This is a genomic window from Nocardia jinanensis (assembly GCF_014645735.1).
In the GTDB taxonomy this organism is placed as follows: domain Bacteria; phylum Actinomycetota; class Actinomycetes; order Mycobacteriales; family Mycobacteriaceae; genus Nocardia; species Nocardia jinanensis.
In genome coordinates, this window is record NZ_BMMH01000006.1 from 188,847 (window position 1) to 204,186 (window position 15,340).

Genomic DNA, 15,340 nt, shown 5'->3' on the forward strand with positions numbered 1-15,340 from the left:
GGCTCGCCCAGCAGCACCTCTGCGCGAGCAAACCCGTTGTGTCCCAGCCACTTTCACCGCCCGTCCTGACTTGATCCTTCAACCAGACGTTCTCTAATGTTCAATCCGAATCTCATCACGATTTCCGATCGACGCCCCCGGGCGGTTGGAGTTTGTACATGACCAGAGCTGATATACCCATCGAGGAATTGCGTGCGAGCCACCGGCGCGATTACGACCCCTACCATCAGGTACCGATTGCCGAGCAGCTGGCAGAGCTGGCGGACCGCCGAGAGACCGTACCGGTCAGTTATTCGGCACGAGGCAACGGTTGCTGGGTCCTGACCCGTTACGACGACATCGCCGGCGTGCTGCGGCGAAGCAACCGTGGGTTCATCAGTTTCCCCAACGACCCCGACGGCATCAACTCCACCGGCGCGGACGAGGGAATGATCCCGATCGAGCTGGACGGCCCGAGGCATCGCCAGTTCCGGGTGATGCTGGACCCGGCGTTCTCGCCGAAGCGAGTGGCGCAGCTGGAGGACGGTCTGCGGGAATGGGCGAACCGGCTGATCGACGACTGGATCGGTGCCGGTGAGTGTGATTTCAACAAGGGTTTCGCGCTGCCGTTCCCCGGTGTCACGGTCATGAAGATCATGGGCTGGCCCGAGGAGGACCTGGACCGCCTGTACGGCTGGGTGGACATCGTGATGCACGGTGTGCCCGGCGTACCGGAGGACGAGGCCAATGCGGCACGTGGCAAGGCCCACGGTGAGATTCGTGAGTACATGTTCGCGTTGATCGCCGAGCGGCGGGCCGCGCCACCGCGGGAGGATGTGACTTCGGCGGCGTTGGCGGCCGAGATCGATGGTAAAAAGCTCTCGGACAGCGAGCTGTTCGACCTGTTCCTACTGATGATGCTGGCAGGTCTGGACACCGTGCAGAGTGTGCTGGGTCAGGCGATGGTGCATCTGGCGCGGAATCCGGAGCAGTGGGATCAGATGTTCGAATCCACCGCAGTACTGAATTCCGCGGTGGAGGAGTTCCTGCGATGGGGTACGCCGCCGGTCCCGACCCGCACGATCGTGGACGACGAGGTGCAGGTGGGTGCGGTAACGCTACCCAAGGGCGAGCGGGTGCATTTTCCGCTCGCGGTGGCCAACCGTGACCCTTCCTACTACGAGAACCCCGACGACGTGATCGTCGACCGGTTCGTCGATATGGGCGCCAAGCCACACGTTGCCTTCGGCTTGGGTCCGCATCGGTGTGTCGGTGTGCACCTGGCACGGCTGGAATTGCGGATCGCGTTCCAGGAACTGCGTCGACGGCTGCCGAAATTCGAGCTGGCCGCCGACAGGATCCCGCAGGAGCACCTGGGTCTGGCATGGGGCGTGGACAACATCCATCTGCGCTTCGAACCCGGAACCCGCGAGCTCACCTGACCCGTGAACACGGTCGCATCGGTGTCGGCCGCCTGCCGTCGGCGGGCCGACACCGACCCGACCGAACCGCCATGGCCGGCTGATGGCCGAGGGATGCGGACTCTTCGACGACGTCTGTCCACCCGGCGAACTACTCGAACCGATCGGCCTCGCACTCCCGGCGAATCGGCCGACGCGCGACCGTGAGTGAACCCGTGTGGCCGGTTCGCACCGACCACACGGGACGACTCCTAGAGTCGCATAGGCGGGCTGGGATCGAACGCAACCGGCAACTCGGTCATGGAGCGATGAAACGGCCCCGGACGCCATTTCGGCCCGTCGCCGGGGAAGTCCAGTTCCAGCTCCGGCAGGGCGTCCAGAAGCTGGTCGATCGCGTCCTGCGCGACCAGATAGGAGATATCCTGCGCGGGGCAGCTGTGGTTGCCCAGCCCCCACGATAGGTGAGATCTGTTGCCCGCGACAGTATCACGTCGAATCCGGGGATCGGTGTTGCATGCGGCGATGCTGATCACCACCGGCTGATTGGCGGGAAGCCACACATCGTTGATCAGGATCGGCTGCCGCGGATAGGTGAGCAGGAAGTTCGCCATCGGAGGATCCGTGAACAACACCTCGTCCAGGGCATCACGAGTCGACATGCTGCCGCCGAGTACACCATCACCGAGATGCTTCTCGGAGAGGATCAGCAACAGAGTGTTGGCGATCAGTGTCTGCTGGATCTCGATGCCCGCGCCGTACTGGCTGTTGATCTGATGCAGGATTTCTTCCTCGGACAGACCGGCCGGATGCTGCAACATTCTTGTGGTGACATCGTTCCCGGGCTCGTTCCGCTTGAGCGCAAGCAATTCCGCCAGCGCTGCCCCCACGATCTGATTTCCGGCCTCGGCATCGGTGTTCTCGAAGATCTTCGCCATACCATCGGCAATCCGGTCTCCGAGGTGTGGCGGGCAACCCAGAAGAACATTACAGACCGCGAACGAGAGGGGGAACGAGTATTGCCGGATCAGGTCGGCGTGGCCATCTGCGCAGAAGCTGTTGATCAGTGGGACAGCGAGGTTCTCGACATGCGCGTGCATAGCGTACAGGTCCAGGCTGCGCATCGCCTCGATATGCACACTGCGGTAACGCTGATGCTCCGCTCCGGTGGTACGAGCGGGGACGGGACGATATCCCACGAGCGGCAGGATAGGGCAATCAGCGGCAACGGTTTTCTGCCATGCGCGGGGATCAGCCGAAAAGCGCTCGGGGTCGTTGAGAATCTGTACCGCCGTCTGGTAATCGATCACCAGAGTCGCCGGAACCCCGGGCGCCAGCTCTACCGACACCGTGGTGCGACCCCGCGCGCGCATTCGAGCGTAGTGGCGGTGTGGATCTTCAGCGAATTCCGGTTCCCATAAGAGGTACTGCGGACTGTCGCTGTCGAACGGCGTGCTGCGGACGACCGGGCAGGACGCGGCCGCGGGTTCGGGTGTAGTGGTACTCAAACATCGACTCCAGACTGATACCGGACTATCGCTGAAATGTGTTGCTATCGCCCGGCAGACGGCTCATGGCAACGTCAACCGTATACCTCGACTCGGAATCGTCTCGCCGCACCCGACCTGGCCCCTCCTCGCTCCGGCGGGTTAGGGCGCCCTGGCCACGACGTGCTGCGCGGTCTCGACATCGAGCAGATCAGCGAGCCGGCGGCCTTGAATCGACACCGGCACCGGTAGGACCGCCTGGAACCTCGGTTCGAAGCGACCGAGGAATAGACACCCAGGTTCAGATGGTTGACACGGCAATATCTACCGTCGTCAACGTGAGGAAGCCGCGACATTGTCCGTGCCACTGAGCATTCTCGATCTGGTCTCCATCCCCGAAGGCTCAACGGCCCGCGACGGCATCGCCGCCTCGATGGACGCCGCCCGGGAAGCGGACCGCCTCGGCTACCACCGGCTCTGGTTCGCCGAGCATCACAACACTGCCAACCTCGCCGCCAGCGCCACATCGCTGCTGATCGCTCAGGCCGCCTCGGTGACCGAACGGATCCGCCTGGGATCCGGCGGTGTGATGCTCCCCAACCATGCGCCGCTCATGGTTGCCGAGCAGTACGGGACCCTCGCCGCCATGTACGGCGACCGGATCGATCTGGGTCTCGGCCGCGCCCCGGGCACGGATATGATGACCGCCCGTGCCCTGAGCCGGTCATCCAGCGAACCGCACGCTTTCGCGGAAAACATCTTCGATCTGCAGGGCTGGTTCAGCGCAGATGGAACGGCCCGGACTGCCCCGATCGTCTCGGCTGTCTCCGCAGGAACCGAGGTCCCCATCTGGGTCCTGGGCTCGACAGTCAACGGAGCCTCCATCGCCGGCCGGCTCGGTTTGCCGTTCGCCCTCGCCTCGCACTTTGCGCCCGATCAACTGGACGAGGCCGCCGAGGTCTACCGGGACACGTTTTCCGGTTCCGCTCCCACCGCGCAGATCGCTGAGCCGTACCTGATGGCGGGCGTCAACGTCATGGTGGCACCGACCGACGAGGAGGCCGAGCGAGAGTTCACCACACTGGAGCAGATGTTCCTCGATATCCGGAGCGGCCGGCGGCGGAAGCTCCAGCCGCCCGTCGACCCTGACCAACTTGCCGCCCAGGGCGGTCGTGATCACGCGATGCTGCGTATCAAGGCAGTCGGCGCGCCGCGGACGGTCGTTCGGGAACTGGAGGAATTCGTCGAGCGCACCGGCGCGGACGAGCTCATCACCGTCACCTACGCCTACGACCCCGCAGTGCGGCAGCGCTCCCTGAACCTGCTTGCTGATAGCTGGTTCTGAGCCGCCAGGTGGTGTCTCGCAGTCAGGCGAGAGGGGCTGCCGCACGCTCCTGGTTATGCGACCCGAACGGCCGCTGGAATCATGAGCGTCTCCCACCCACTGTCGTAGTCGTCACGGCGATCGACGGCCGGGGTCCCGAAAGACACCCGCCCGCGGCGAGGCAGACCGCCCAGAGGTACTCGAGGTACCGAATCAGGTCCGGCCCTGAACCTGTTCGGGAGGAGTGGACCATCGCCCTCGATGTCGATGGGGACTGGCGTGCCCGTACCGAGTAAGGCAATTCGGTTCGGCGCGTTGCGATTTCGCTGCGACGACATAGTAGTGGCGGCGCCCGAGCCGGGTATCCAGCTCGCAAGCTCCACGCATTCGTAGTCGGGCATCGGCTCCCCGATCCCGGCGATGCCACGGTTGATTCGTCGTCCCTCCCCACGGGTCACGCTCTACATACTGCCGTTCACCCGGCCTCCCGACGAAATAACCCACAGCCGGCGAGACGCCCGCACCTCGTCCCCAGGCGGGGCGCGGTTTCAGGTTTCCGGCAACGGCAGCGCCGCGATGCGCTGTCGGCCACCGCGGAACGACACATACACGAGTTGGTTCTCAGGACTGTCTCAACCGAATACGACTTGAACCCCCACGCCGATGACCTGCACATATGGTTCGAGTAATTGATGCACAAACCAAATAACAGCAGGTAGAAAGATAGAGATACGTGTCCGGAGCGGATCAGAACACTGACCATGCCGCAAGTGTGCACACTTTCGGTGCGCATGCCGTCACCGTACTCGTTTCAGCGGCTATTTCTCTGCCCCGTTTCACCGCCCCGATCCGGCCTGCGTCATGGCGAAGGGGTGTGGTTGCCCGGCGACGCTACGAACGCGCTGTAGTGCGCGGATTGCCGTACCCCGGGCCGGGACGCCGCAGACCAGATGGCCGTTGGAGTCGCCGGTCCGAAGAGTGAGCGCCCCCGGGCGGGGCGATCGAAACTCGCGGGGGATGGTGTCCCGCTTCGAAACCTGGACACCCGGATGCCGAATCTTCGCTGGTCAGCGATGTCAGGGACCGTACATTTGCCATCAACCTCCCTTTCGGGGACACCGGGCGGTCGGGTTCTTCGGGGCCGGCGGTCGGGGAGGAGAAATTGATCTGATGATCCCCCTGACTCTGGCCGAGGTCGCTCACGCCACTGGTGGCCGTCTCGATGCGGTCGGTGACGCGGCCGCGACCGATCGCCGCGGTGTCGTCACGGGTGCTCTTCGCACGCTTGCGAGTACGGCAGCGCGGAGAACTCGGACCGCACCTCTTGCGACCTTCGCCACCGGCTCCCTCCGCCACGGAGTTTGCGGGCAGCCCCGGATTGGGCAATGGTCGAAAATTCGGCAAATTATAGATGAGGTAACGCGGTGACTTCCAGAGTTCGGCGCGTAGAATTCAAGCGGGTCGGGACAGTGTCTGGAGCCCTATCATGACGAGAAAGAATTCACACACGAAGTTCGCCCGGTTGGCGGCCGCCGCCGGTATAGCCGCAGTTGCCGCGATTCCGGTCGTCGCAACCGCGCAGCAAGCGCCTTCCGCGCACGCAACAACGCCCACGTCTGCAAGCCAACTCGTCGACAGCCCCGGTTGGGGTCGCGGCGATGGTTGGGGTCGCGGCGATGGTTGGGGTCGCGGCGACGGTTGGGGACGCGGCGACGGTTGGGGATGGAATCCCGGTTGGGGATGGAACCCCGGGTGGTGGAGTTGGTGGAGCGTACCCGGCTGGGGTGGCTGGGGCAGCTTCTAGCGCCGGTGACTGTGCCCGGACACGCGCAGCGTGCCGGGCTCGGTCGCATCGACTACCGATCATGTGAAGTGAGGTTCGACCAGCCTGGCTGGAGCTGGTAACGAGATGAAGATTGTGTGTGTCGGTGGCGGGCCGGCCGGGTTGTACTTCGCTATTTCGATGAAGCGGCGCGACCCGGCCCATGACATCACGGTAATCGACCGCAATCCCACCGGGACCACCTATGGCTGGGGCGTCGTGTACTGGGACGACCTGCTGGACATTCTGTACCGGAATGACCCCGACAGCGCCCAGGCGGTTCGTGCCGGGTCGGTCCTATGGCGCGAACAGGCAATCCATGTGCGCGACGGCCAGATTGCACATTTCGGGGGTTATGGATTCAGCATGGGTCGCGCGGCATTACTCGACGTACTTTCCCGACGGGCGAGCGATTTGGGCGTCGATGTTCGGCACGGGCAAGAGGTCCACGATCTGTCAGGATTCGACGACACCGATCTCATCGTCGCCTCCGACGGCGCGAACAGCCGGGTACGACAGCTGGGTGATCATTGTTTCGGCACGTCCGTCACACTCGGCGAGAATCGATATATCTGGCTCGGTACGGACAAGGTCTTCACCCGATTCACCTTCGCCTTCGAACACACCTCCGCTGGTTGGATCTGGTTCCATGCCTACCCGTCGGTTGCCGAGAAGATCAGCACCTGCATCGTTGAGTGCCAACCGCAGACTTGGCATGGACTGGGATTCGATTCCCTGGGCAACCTGGAGAACTTGCGTGTTCTGGAGAACATCTTCACGCGCATTCTCGACGGTCACTCGTTGATCAGCAAGACACGAGGCGAGTTCGCAAAATGGAGCCGTTTTCCCGAGGTGACCAACAAGACCTGGTATCACGACAATGTCGTGTTGCTCGGCGATGCAGCGCACACGACGCATTTCACGATCGGTTCGGGTACCCGGTTGGCAATCGTCGACGCCGTCGCGCTCGCACAGAACCTGTACGAGTATGCCGAGGTCGCCGACGCGCTGGAGAACTACGATGCGCAGCGACGCGCTGCGCTGCGTCCGATACAGGCTGCCGCCCGTACCAGCATGGCCTGGTTCGAACACGCCGACCGGTATCTCGACCGTAGCGCCGTGCAGTTCGCGTATGCGATGGCGGCTCGGCACGGGCCACAAGTGCCGTGGCGATATCAGCTACACCTGCTCACACAGATACGCGCTGTGCGCAAAGTCCGGCGTGCCATCGACTCCGGACAGCGGTGGTGGCGGGCTGCCCGACGAGGGGAACTCGCGATACTCTTGCCGGCCGGCGGTCCGGCTCTTCCTCATCCCCAGGTGAGGGGGTCGAGGTGAAGGTAGAAGTTCAGCCGGTCACGCTCCCGACGAGGCCGTACTCGGCCGCGAACAGCGCGTCCGCGGCCGGTGCCTGATCCTCGTTCTCCCAGGTTTCACGCGCTTCGAATCCGTTTCAGCTCCGAAGAGTGCACAAAGGTCTCGAGCACCGACGATTGAACAAGGTGCGGCTCCCAGCGTGGACCGCACACCACCCACAGGATTCCCGCACTCGACGACGATGGACCGGGACCGTTGAGCAGTGACAGACGACTCGGCCGCGCCTACTACGATCCGCATCGCCTCCGACTCGACGGGTCCGTCGCCGGTCGCCAGTGCTGTCCCCGGCGCCGCGGCGTTCCGGCGGGTGTCGTTGCCGCGACATTCCGAGAGGCTGAGGCAAGGTTTAGCCGAACGCGTCGGGGGTAAGGGCGCAGCACGAGTGGTTCGAATGCGCGGTGGATCGAACGGAGGAGAGCTCGTGGCAGTGACACCGTCTCGGCGCACAGAACTGACCGCCGCCCGCCCGTTTCCGGCACGGGTCGGACCCAAGGGCTCCTATCTGCGGAAGATGGTCACCACGACAGACCCGAAGGTGCTCGGTGTGCTGTACCTGGTGTCGGCGACCGGTTTCTTCCTGATCGGTGGTCTGATGGCGCTGCTGATCCGTGGCGAACTGGCCCGTCCGGGCCTGCAATTCCTCTCGCCCGAGCAGTACAACCAGCTGTTCACCATGCACGGCACAATCATGTTGCTGTTCTATGCCACACCCGTGGTGTTCGGTTTCGCCAACGCGATCCTGCCACTGCAGATCGGTGCCCCCGATGTGGCGTTCCCCCGGCTCAACGCCCTGAGCTACTGGCTGTATCTGTTCGGCGCTACCATCGCGACCGCCGGATTCGTCACCCCCGGCGGCGCCGCCGATTTCGGCTGGACCGGCTACACCCCGCTCAGCACGATGCAGTATTCGCCAGGTGTCGGCGGGGACCTGTGGATCATGGGACTGGTGCTGTCGGGACTGGGCACGATCCTCGGGGCGGTGAACATGATGACCACCGTGATCTGCCTGCGTGCACCCGGGATGACCATGTTCAGGATGCCGATCTTCACCTGGAACATCTTCATCACCAGCATCCTCGTACTGCTGGCCTTCCCGATCCTGACCGCCGCGCTGATGGCGCTGGCCTACGACCGCCACCTCGGCGGCCACATCTACGACCCCGGTGTCGGCGGTGTCCTGCTGTGGCAGCACCTGTTCTGGTTCTTCGGGCACCCCGAGGTCTACATCGTCGCGCTACCGTTCTTCGGCATCATCACCGAAGTGATCCCGGTGTTCAGCCGCAAACCCATCTTCGGATACACCGCGCTGGTGTTCGCGACCATCGCCATCGGTGGACTGTCGATGGCGGTGTGGGCCCACCACATGTACGCCACCGGCGCGGTACTGCTGCCCTTCTTCTCGCTGATGACCTTCCTGATCGCCGTCCCGACCGGGGTGAAATTCTTCAACTGGATCGGCACCATGTGGCGAGGGCAGCTGACCTTCGAAACACCGATGCTGTTCGCGGTCGGGTTCATCGTCACCTTCCTGCTCGGCGGACTGTCCGGAGTCATCCTGGCCAGCCCACCGCTGGACTGGCATGTCCACGACAGCTACTTCGTGGTGGCGCACTTCCACTACGTGCTCTTCGGCACCATCGTGTTCGCCACCTTCGCCGGCATCTACTTCTGGTTCCCCAAACTCACCGGCCGGTTCATGGACGAACGCCTGGGCCGCGTGCACTTCTGGACCACATTCCTCGGCTTCCACGCCACCTTCCTGGTCCAGCACTGGCTGGGCGCCGAAGGCATGCCGCGCCGCTACGCCGACTACCAAGCCGACGACGGCTTCACCGCCCTGCACACCGTCTCCACGATCGGATCGTTCATCCTGGGCGCCTCCATGATCGTCTTCGTGTGGAACGTCTTCAAGAGCTACCGCTACGGCGAAGTCGTCACCGTCGACGACCCCTGGGGCGGCGGCAACTCCCTGGAATGGGCCACCACCTGCCCGCCACCGCGGCACAACTTCTACGAACTACCCCGCATCCGCTCCGAACGGCCCGCCTTCGAACTGCACTACCCGCACATGGCCGAACGCCTACGCGAAGAATCCCACATCGGACGCGCCGACCAACACGGCGCCGGCGCCGAACTGTCCGTGCCCCCGCGCTAGACAACCTCCACCACAGGTTCGTCGAACCAGATATTCGAGGGGCTGATATGTCATTCTGCGCCGCTCGGCTGGGACCTCGGCTTCGAACCCATCGCAAACTCGCTCCGCACAGCCGGTTCCCGGGTGCCGAGGCAGAATCGAGGGATGACAAAGGCAATCGTGAACGGCGTCACCATCGCGTCCAGCGACGCCACCATCATCGTGGAAGGCAACCACTACTTCCCGCCGGACTCGTTACGGAAACAGTTTTTCGAGCCGACCGAAACACATACGTTCTGTCCGTGGAAGGGCCGTGCCAGCTACTACACCGTGGAAGTGGGCGATACCGAACCCTTGACCGACGCTGCCTGGTACTACCCCGAACCGAAGGCCAAGGCAGCCGAGATCGCAAACTACGTCGCCTTCTACAAGAATCGAGTCGAGATTCTCGACAACTGACCTATCGGCAGCCTTGCACCACAGCGATGTTCGACCACCTCGAGGTCCCCGCGATCGTCCTCGACGACGGACAGGTGTGGTTCCGGCCCGGACAGTGCGACCAGGTTGGCGACAGGCGCAGGTCCTCGATGGTGAGCGCGGCATCGAGGCGGCGCCGGGTCGCGTCGAAGCGCGGTTTCCGGAACCGCGACAGCGGCGCGAGGTCGTGGGGCGTGCTCGGCCAGCAGCCGGCACAGCAACCGGTTGCGTGCGCCGCCACCGACCAGGTGAACGGCGCGCACCGGGGTGCCGGTGAGTTCGGCGGCGGTGCGCACGCCCGCGGCGAAGGCGGCGATCACCTTCGCCGACCGCCGGCCCGACGCTCGAGTGACACGGTCTGCGGCTCCTCACGGTGTAGGTGCCGGTCGGGGTGGGGTTCACCAGGCTTGGCGGGTGGGGTGGATGACGAGGTCGTTGCTGGTTTGTCGGTCCAGCCGGGACGCCGGGACTGATCATCGAGAAGCCTTTACAATGGGCATGCAGTCAATGGTTGAACCAAGGTGACCGATTCGATCTGGGCTTCGAAACCAAGAGCGCACGATCGACGCGACAGGAGGATCTGATGGATGCGCGGCTAAAGTTCGAGCCCGCGAAGACACGACGCGCCTTCGACGACATCATCGACCAAGTGCGTGACCGTCTCCAGTCCGGAGAACTGCGGCCAGGAGAAAAGTTACCCAGTGAGCGTGAGTTCGCGGAACAACTCGGCGTCAGCCGGAACACCGTTCGCGAAGCGCTGAGAATGCTGGAGATCTCCGGCTTGGTGACGCTCAAGAAGGGGCACACGGGCGGTGCCTTCGTCGCCGATTCCACGTCCGGGGCCGTTGCCCGGGGAATCTTGGACGGACTGACACTTACTCAGTACTCCTTGTCGGATCTGACCGAGGCGAGGATAGGGGTCGAAAGCCTGATCGTCGAGAAGGTGTGCGAGCGGGCGACCGATGCCGAAATCGACGCTCTCGAGGAGGTGGTGCGGCGCACGGCAGCGATCGATGCCGCCACCCGCTGGCGGGAGAAGATGAACGTACATCTCGAGTTCCACCAGAAGCTGACCGATGCGGCGCACAATCCGATCCTGTCGATCCTGATCAAACCGCTGCTGGAACTGACCCACGATCTGACGCTGCGAGTGGGACCTTCCGCGGACGACTACATCATCGAGTCCCGCTATCGGTTGCTCGATGCCCTGAGGAAGCGCGATGCCGCCGCGGCGACAGCCGAGCTCGAATGGTATATGTCCAAGCTGCAGGACCGCTGGATCGAGGGGACTACCGCGACGCAGGCGGCGACGGTGGCGCGGTGATCCGCTCCACCCCTCGGCAGCGCTCTATGCGCTGTTCGCCGGAGTCCAGATATCGCCTATGGGTGTGACCGTTCGCGGCGGCCCGGCGGGGACTCGCCGATCGGTGCGCGAGAACCGCGGCGCGGGGGCGGGCTGAGTCACTCCCTCCAATTCGAAGAGCGTGCTCCGGGCTCGTAGATGCGGATCCCGGGCCGCCTCTTCGTACGACAGTACGGGCGTGACGCACGCGTCCGTATCGGCGAAGATCACGGTCCATTCCTCCCGGGTCCGAGTTTTGAATATGCGGGCGATGATCGCGCGCTGCTCGGCGTACCGGTCGGTGTCGAGTTGGCCGGGTACCTGGTCCGGTTCGAGCCCGAGACCGGCGATGAACGACGAAAAGAATTGCGGTTCCAACGCTCCTACCGCCATGTATTCGCCGTCCGAGGTTTCGTAGACGTCGTAGAACGGGCGTCCGGTGTCGAGAAGATTGGTTCCGGGGATATCGGACCATCGTCCACGGGGCCGCATGGCCCACATCCAGTGGCCGAGCATGCTCGCCCCATCGACCATGGCGGCGTCGATGGTCTGACCGCGGCCGGAGGCGTGCCTTTCGACCAGGGCCGAGACGATACCCAGGACAAGGAACATCGATCCGCCGCCGTAGTCCCCGACGAGGTTGAGCGGAGGCATGGGCGATTCGCCGTATCGGGCAATCGCGTGCAGATGCCCGGTCACGGCAATGTAGTTGATGTCGTGACCGGCTCGGTGTGCGCGTGGACCGGTCTGCCCCCAGCCGGTCATCCGCGCGTAGACCAGCCTGGGGTTGCGCGCCGCACAGTCTTCGGGGCCCATCGAGAGCCGCTCGGTCACCCCGGGGCGGAATCCTTCGAGCAAGACGTCGGCTCGGTCGATCAAGCGCATGATCTCCTCACGATCGTCCGGGTCCTTGAGATCGGCTTCGACCAGGGTGCGTCCGCGGCGGGTGTGATCAGGATCGTTGCCCTGTTGAGCGAGCCAGCCGGGGCGTGCCACCAGCACCACGTCCGCGCCGAGGTCGGCCAGCAGGGTGCCGGCGTGAGCACCGGGACCGAGCGTGAGTAGTTCGACGACACGAATTCCGGAAAGCGGGCCCGCGGCCGAGGCGGGTGAAATGGGAAGGGACACAGCCGGCTCGAGTACCTCTTCTTCGGTAGCCGCTGCCGTGCCCGCTAGCGGTCGATCCATTGGACCACCTCGTTCAGGTGTGCGCGGGATGTGCGAAAGCTGTTGGCGGGGTGCGTCTCGTCCTCGTACCCGAACGAGACTGCACACACGATGCGGCGGTCGGTCGGGATCGCGAGCTGCTCACGAACGGTGCCCGACGCCATGGCGATCGCGGCCTGCGGAACGGTAGCGATACCCAGGCTGTGGGCCGCGAGGAGCAGGGTCGCGACATAGGCCCCGCAGTCCACGGCCCCATAGGTGCCGAGTTGCTGGTCGGTGGTGATGATCGCTACGTGCGGAGCGCCGAAGAATCGCAGGTTCTCCAGGTGCTGCTCTGCTCGGCGCCGGTGATCCTGGCGGCGGATCTCGAGGCTGTTGTACAGCGCGTAGCCGGATTCACGGCGCCGTTCCCGATAGATGCCGAGATATTCGCGCGGTGGGTCCAGATCGGGTTGCCGCTCTCCGCGCTGGGCGCCGGCGCGCAGCGCGGATGCCAGTCGCTCGGTGGCCTCGCCGCTGAGGACGTGCACCTGCCACGGTTGGCAGTTGCACCAGGACGGGGTGAGCTGGGCCAGGCTGAGCATCCTCTCGATATCGCTGCGGGGCACCGCCGTCGAGCGGAAGGCACGGCAGCTGTGGCGGGCGGAGAGGATGCCCTCGACCGTATCGGATGGCGCCGCGCGTCGTGTGGTCGTGGGTTCGGTCATGCTGTTGATCCTCGGTTTCCTGGGTGGTCGTCCTATCCGGCGTTGGATTGCCCCGGCAACCACAGTGCGAGGTCCGGCCAGAAGATGAGCGCGGTCAGCACGGCGAGCCCGGCGATGATGAACCAGGCGGTGCCTTTGAAAACATCTGACAGGTGGACTGTGCGTCCGAGATTGACCTCGGGGTGCTGGGTGAGCCGGTGCACGATGTAGCTGAGCATCCCGATCGGCGGGGTGACCAGGCCGATTTCCACCAGGATCACCATGAATACGCCGTACCAGATCATATCGATATCCAGCGCCGAGAGGACCGGCATGAGCACCGGGACGGTCAGCAGGATCATCGCGAGGCTGTCCATGAACATGCCCAAGATGAGGAAGACGATGATCAGGACGAAGAGAAAGGCGATCCGGGACAGGCCCATACCGGTGACGGTGTCGGCCATGAGGTCGGCCAGACCCGAGAGCGCCACCGTACGGGTCAGGACGTGGACACCGATCAGCAGCAGGAAGATCGAGGCCACACCCGCGACGGTTTCCCGCAGACAGGCGACGAGGGTCGTGCCGAGCCTGCGTAGGTTGCGGTCGCCGCCGCCGAACAACCAGCCCAGCAGCACTGCCAGCAGCGCTCCGAAGGCGCCGGCCTCGGTGGGGGTGAAGAAGCCGGTGTACATGCCGCCGATGATGACGGCGATGATCAGCGCCAGGGGGGTGATGCCCGGCAGCGAACCGAGGCGCGATCTCCAGGTGATATCGCTCGATTCGATCCGCGGCGCGAGGGTGGGGTCGAGGGCCGAACGGACCAGGATGAGCACTGCGAAGGCCACCGCCAGGACCAGTCCCGGTACCAGCGCGGCGAGCAGCTGGGGCCCGATGGCGGTGCCCGCGGCCCCGGCATAGACAACGAGGACGACACTCGGCGGGATGAGCATCCCGAGGGTGCCGGCCATGGCGACCACACCGACCGCCAGGGACGGTTTGTAATTCGCGCGCAGCATTTCGGGAATGGTGATGCGGCCGAGGGCATAGGAAATGGCGATGGAACTGCCGCTCGCGGCCGCCAGCCCGGCGCCGGCGAAGTTGGTGGCAATGGCCAGCCCGCCGGGCAGTTTTCCCATCCACTGCTGGGCGGCGTCGAACAGCTTGGTGGTCAGGTTGAACTTCCCCAGCGCGATACCCATGAAGATGAAGAGAGGAATGACGCTCAAACTCCAACTGGCGGTTGTCGCGAACGGGACGTCTTCGAAGGTGACGGCCATCGCGTCGAATCCGGCCAGCTTCCACAGGCCTGCTCCGCCGGCGGCGAGGATGGCGATCCCGACCGGCACGCCGGCGAGCATGAGCAGGATCGTCGCCAGGATCACGACGAGACCTACTACTGGGTCGGGCATCTCGACCAGGCCCAGAGCGGCCGAAGTGACGGCCGTGGCAACAGCGACGAGGATCATGACGCGGTTCGCGCGCCGGGCGGAGGGACCGGGGCCGGTGTCGGCGGCGGTACCTTCGCGTGCGGGGATCACCGAGGGGGATGCGGTTACAGCGCTGTCAGCCATGGTCATTCCTGGTTGTCGGGTGGATGCACTGATCGGCCGTCGAGGCGATCAGCTGTCCGGCGAATAAAGCCGATCCGGCGGCCGTGAGCACCTTCACCGGCCATACCGGCAGTGTGATGGCGCCGAGCGCCTCCAGTCGGATCTCGGTGGCATAGATCGCGCCGATCACGGCGTAGTAGGTGAGCGCGAGTACCACCAGCAGCGTGATCAGCCGGCCGGCGAGCTCGGTGACCTGCGCGGTGCGCCCGGTCAAACGAGCGACGAGGATGGTTGCCCGGATATGTTCGCCGGCGGACTCGGCGTATGCCAGCGACAGGAACACGATCAACGGCATGAACAGGTATTGCGTCAGTTCGAGCGTGCCCGGAATCGGCTTGTTGAACACATTCCGGGACACGACATCCGTGACGATCTGCAGGGTCAGAATCAGCACGATGGTTCCCGCCACGGCGCCCGCGAATCGCGCCAGTCTGCGCGATAAGGCACTCAGTGCTGACGAAGTGGTGTCAAGGGTTTCCATGGCAGGCTCCCTTCCCGCGTCGATGCGGGGTAATGG

At 64.4% G+C, this 15,340-nt stretch carries 11 protein-coding genes and 2 pseudogenes; 6 read left to right on the plus strand and 7 right to left on the minus strand.

Features of this window, described 5'->3' with window-relative positions; translation table 11 throughout:
* The first annotated feature begins 158 nt into the window (after nt 1–158).
* On the plus strand, nt 159–1,421 hold the full coding sequence (locus IEY68_RS16360) for a cytochrome P450 (protein ID WP_062999529.1): 1,263 nt from the start codon (nt 159–161) through the stop codon (nt 1,419–1,421).
* Between the two features lie 230 nt (nt 1,422–1,651).
* On the opposite strand, the gene IEY68_RS16365 is transcribed toward IEY68_RS16360, so the two are convergent.
* Nucleotides 1,652–2,905, minus strand: coding sequence for a cytochrome P450 family protein (locus tag IEY68_RS16365; RefSeq protein WP_062999531.1), 1,254 nt, complete (start codon nt 2,903–2,905; stop codon nt 1,652–1,654).
* Between the two features lie 334 nt (nt 2,906–3,239).
* On the opposite strand from IEY68_RS16365, the gene IEY68_RS16370 reads away from it, so the two are divergent.
* Both IEY68_RS16370 and IEY68_RS16375 read left to right on the plus strand, forming a co-directional pair.
* Nucleotides 3,240–4,229 (plus strand): LLM class flavin-dependent oxidoreductase, encoded by a 990-nt coding sequence (locus tag IEY68_RS16370; protein ID WP_062999532.1) that lies wholly within the window; start codon nt 3,240–3,242, stop codon nt 4,227–4,229.
* A 1,942-nt stretch (nt 4,230–6,171) separates the two neighbouring features.
* A complete protein-coding gene (locus tag IEY68_RS16375; protein WP_229718828.1) occupies nt 6,172–7,368 on the plus strand; it encodes an FAD-dependent monooxygenase in 1,197 nt (398 codons plus the stop codon).
* Here IEY68_RS16375 and IEY68_RS36265 read toward each other — a convergent pair.
* Nucleotides 7,341–7,471, minus strand: a pseudogene (locus tag IEY68_RS36265) (APH(3'') family aminoglycoside O-phosphotransferase); the annotation flags it as partial. The gene IEY68_RS16375 and the pseudogene IEY68_RS36265 overlap by 28 nt on opposite strands.
* Nucleotides 7,472–7,798: 327 nt before the next feature.
* Here IEY68_RS36265 and ctaD point away from each other — a divergent pair.
* Complete coding sequence (ctaD, locus tag IEY68_RS16380) at nt 7,799–9,562, plus strand: aa3-type cytochrome oxidase subunit I (RefSeq protein ID WP_062999534.1); 1,764 nt, start codon at nt 7,799–7,801, stop codon at nt 9,560–9,562.
* Nucleotides 9,563–9,706: 144 nt separating this feature from the next.
* Nucleotides 9,707–10,000 (plus strand): DUF427 domain-containing protein, encoded by a 294-nt coding sequence (locus IEY68_RS16385; RefSeq protein WP_058855901.1) that lies wholly within the window; start codon nt 9,707–9,709, stop codon nt 9,998–10,000.
* A 260-nt stretch (nt 10,001–10,260) separates the two neighbouring features.
* On the opposite strand, the pseudogene IEY68_RS37105 reads toward IEY68_RS16385, so the two are convergent.
* Nucleotides 10,261–10,338 (minus strand): annotated as a pseudogene (locus IEY68_RS37105) (hypothetical protein); the annotation flags it as partial.
* A gap of 263 nt (nt 10,339–10,601) precedes the next feature.
* Between IEY68_RS37105 and IEY68_RS16395 the strand changes: the two are divergent.
* Nucleotides 10,602–11,342 (plus strand): FadR/GntR family transcriptional regulator, encoded by a 741-nt coding sequence (locus IEY68_RS16395; protein ID WP_156426299.1) that lies wholly within the window; start codon nt 10,602–10,604, stop codon nt 11,340–11,342.
* A gap of 24 nt (nt 11,343–11,366) precedes the next feature.
* Here IEY68_RS16395 and IEY68_RS16400 read toward each other — a convergent pair whose 3' ends face one another.
* The 4 genes from IEY68_RS16400 to IEY68_RS16415 are packed head-to-tail and all read right to left on the minus strand — an operon-like array spanning nt 11,367 to nt 15,304.
* Nucleotides 11,367–12,548, minus strand: coding sequence for a CaiB/BaiF CoA transferase family protein (locus IEY68_RS16400; RefSeq protein ID WP_082681508.1), 1,182 nt, complete (start codon nt 12,546–12,548; stop codon nt 11,367–11,369).
* On the minus strand, nt 12,533–13,234 hold the full coding sequence (locus tag IEY68_RS16405; protein WP_058855904.1) for a nitroreductase: 702 nt from the start codon (nt 13,232–13,234) through the stop codon (nt 12,533–12,535). The genes IEY68_RS16400 and IEY68_RS16405 overlap by 16 nt, the downstream gene beginning before the upstream one ends.
* A 32-nt stretch (nt 13,235–13,266) precedes the next feature.
* Nucleotides 13,267–14,784: a TRAP transporter large permease gene (locus IEY68_RS16410; protein WP_229718829.1), complete on the minus strand. Its 1,518-nt coding sequence runs from the start codon at nt 14,782–14,784 to the stop codon at nt 13,267–13,269.
* Nucleotides 14,777–15,304 carry a TRAP transporter small permease subunit gene (locus IEY68_RS16415; protein WP_058855905.1) on the minus strand — a complete coding sequence of 176 codons (528 nt, stop codon included), beginning with the start codon at nt 15,302–15,304 and terminating at the stop codon, nt 14,777–14,779. Before IEY68_RS16415 ends, IEY68_RS16410 begins: the two co-directional genes overlap by 8 nt.
* Nucleotides 15,305–15,340: the final 36 nt, after the last annotated feature.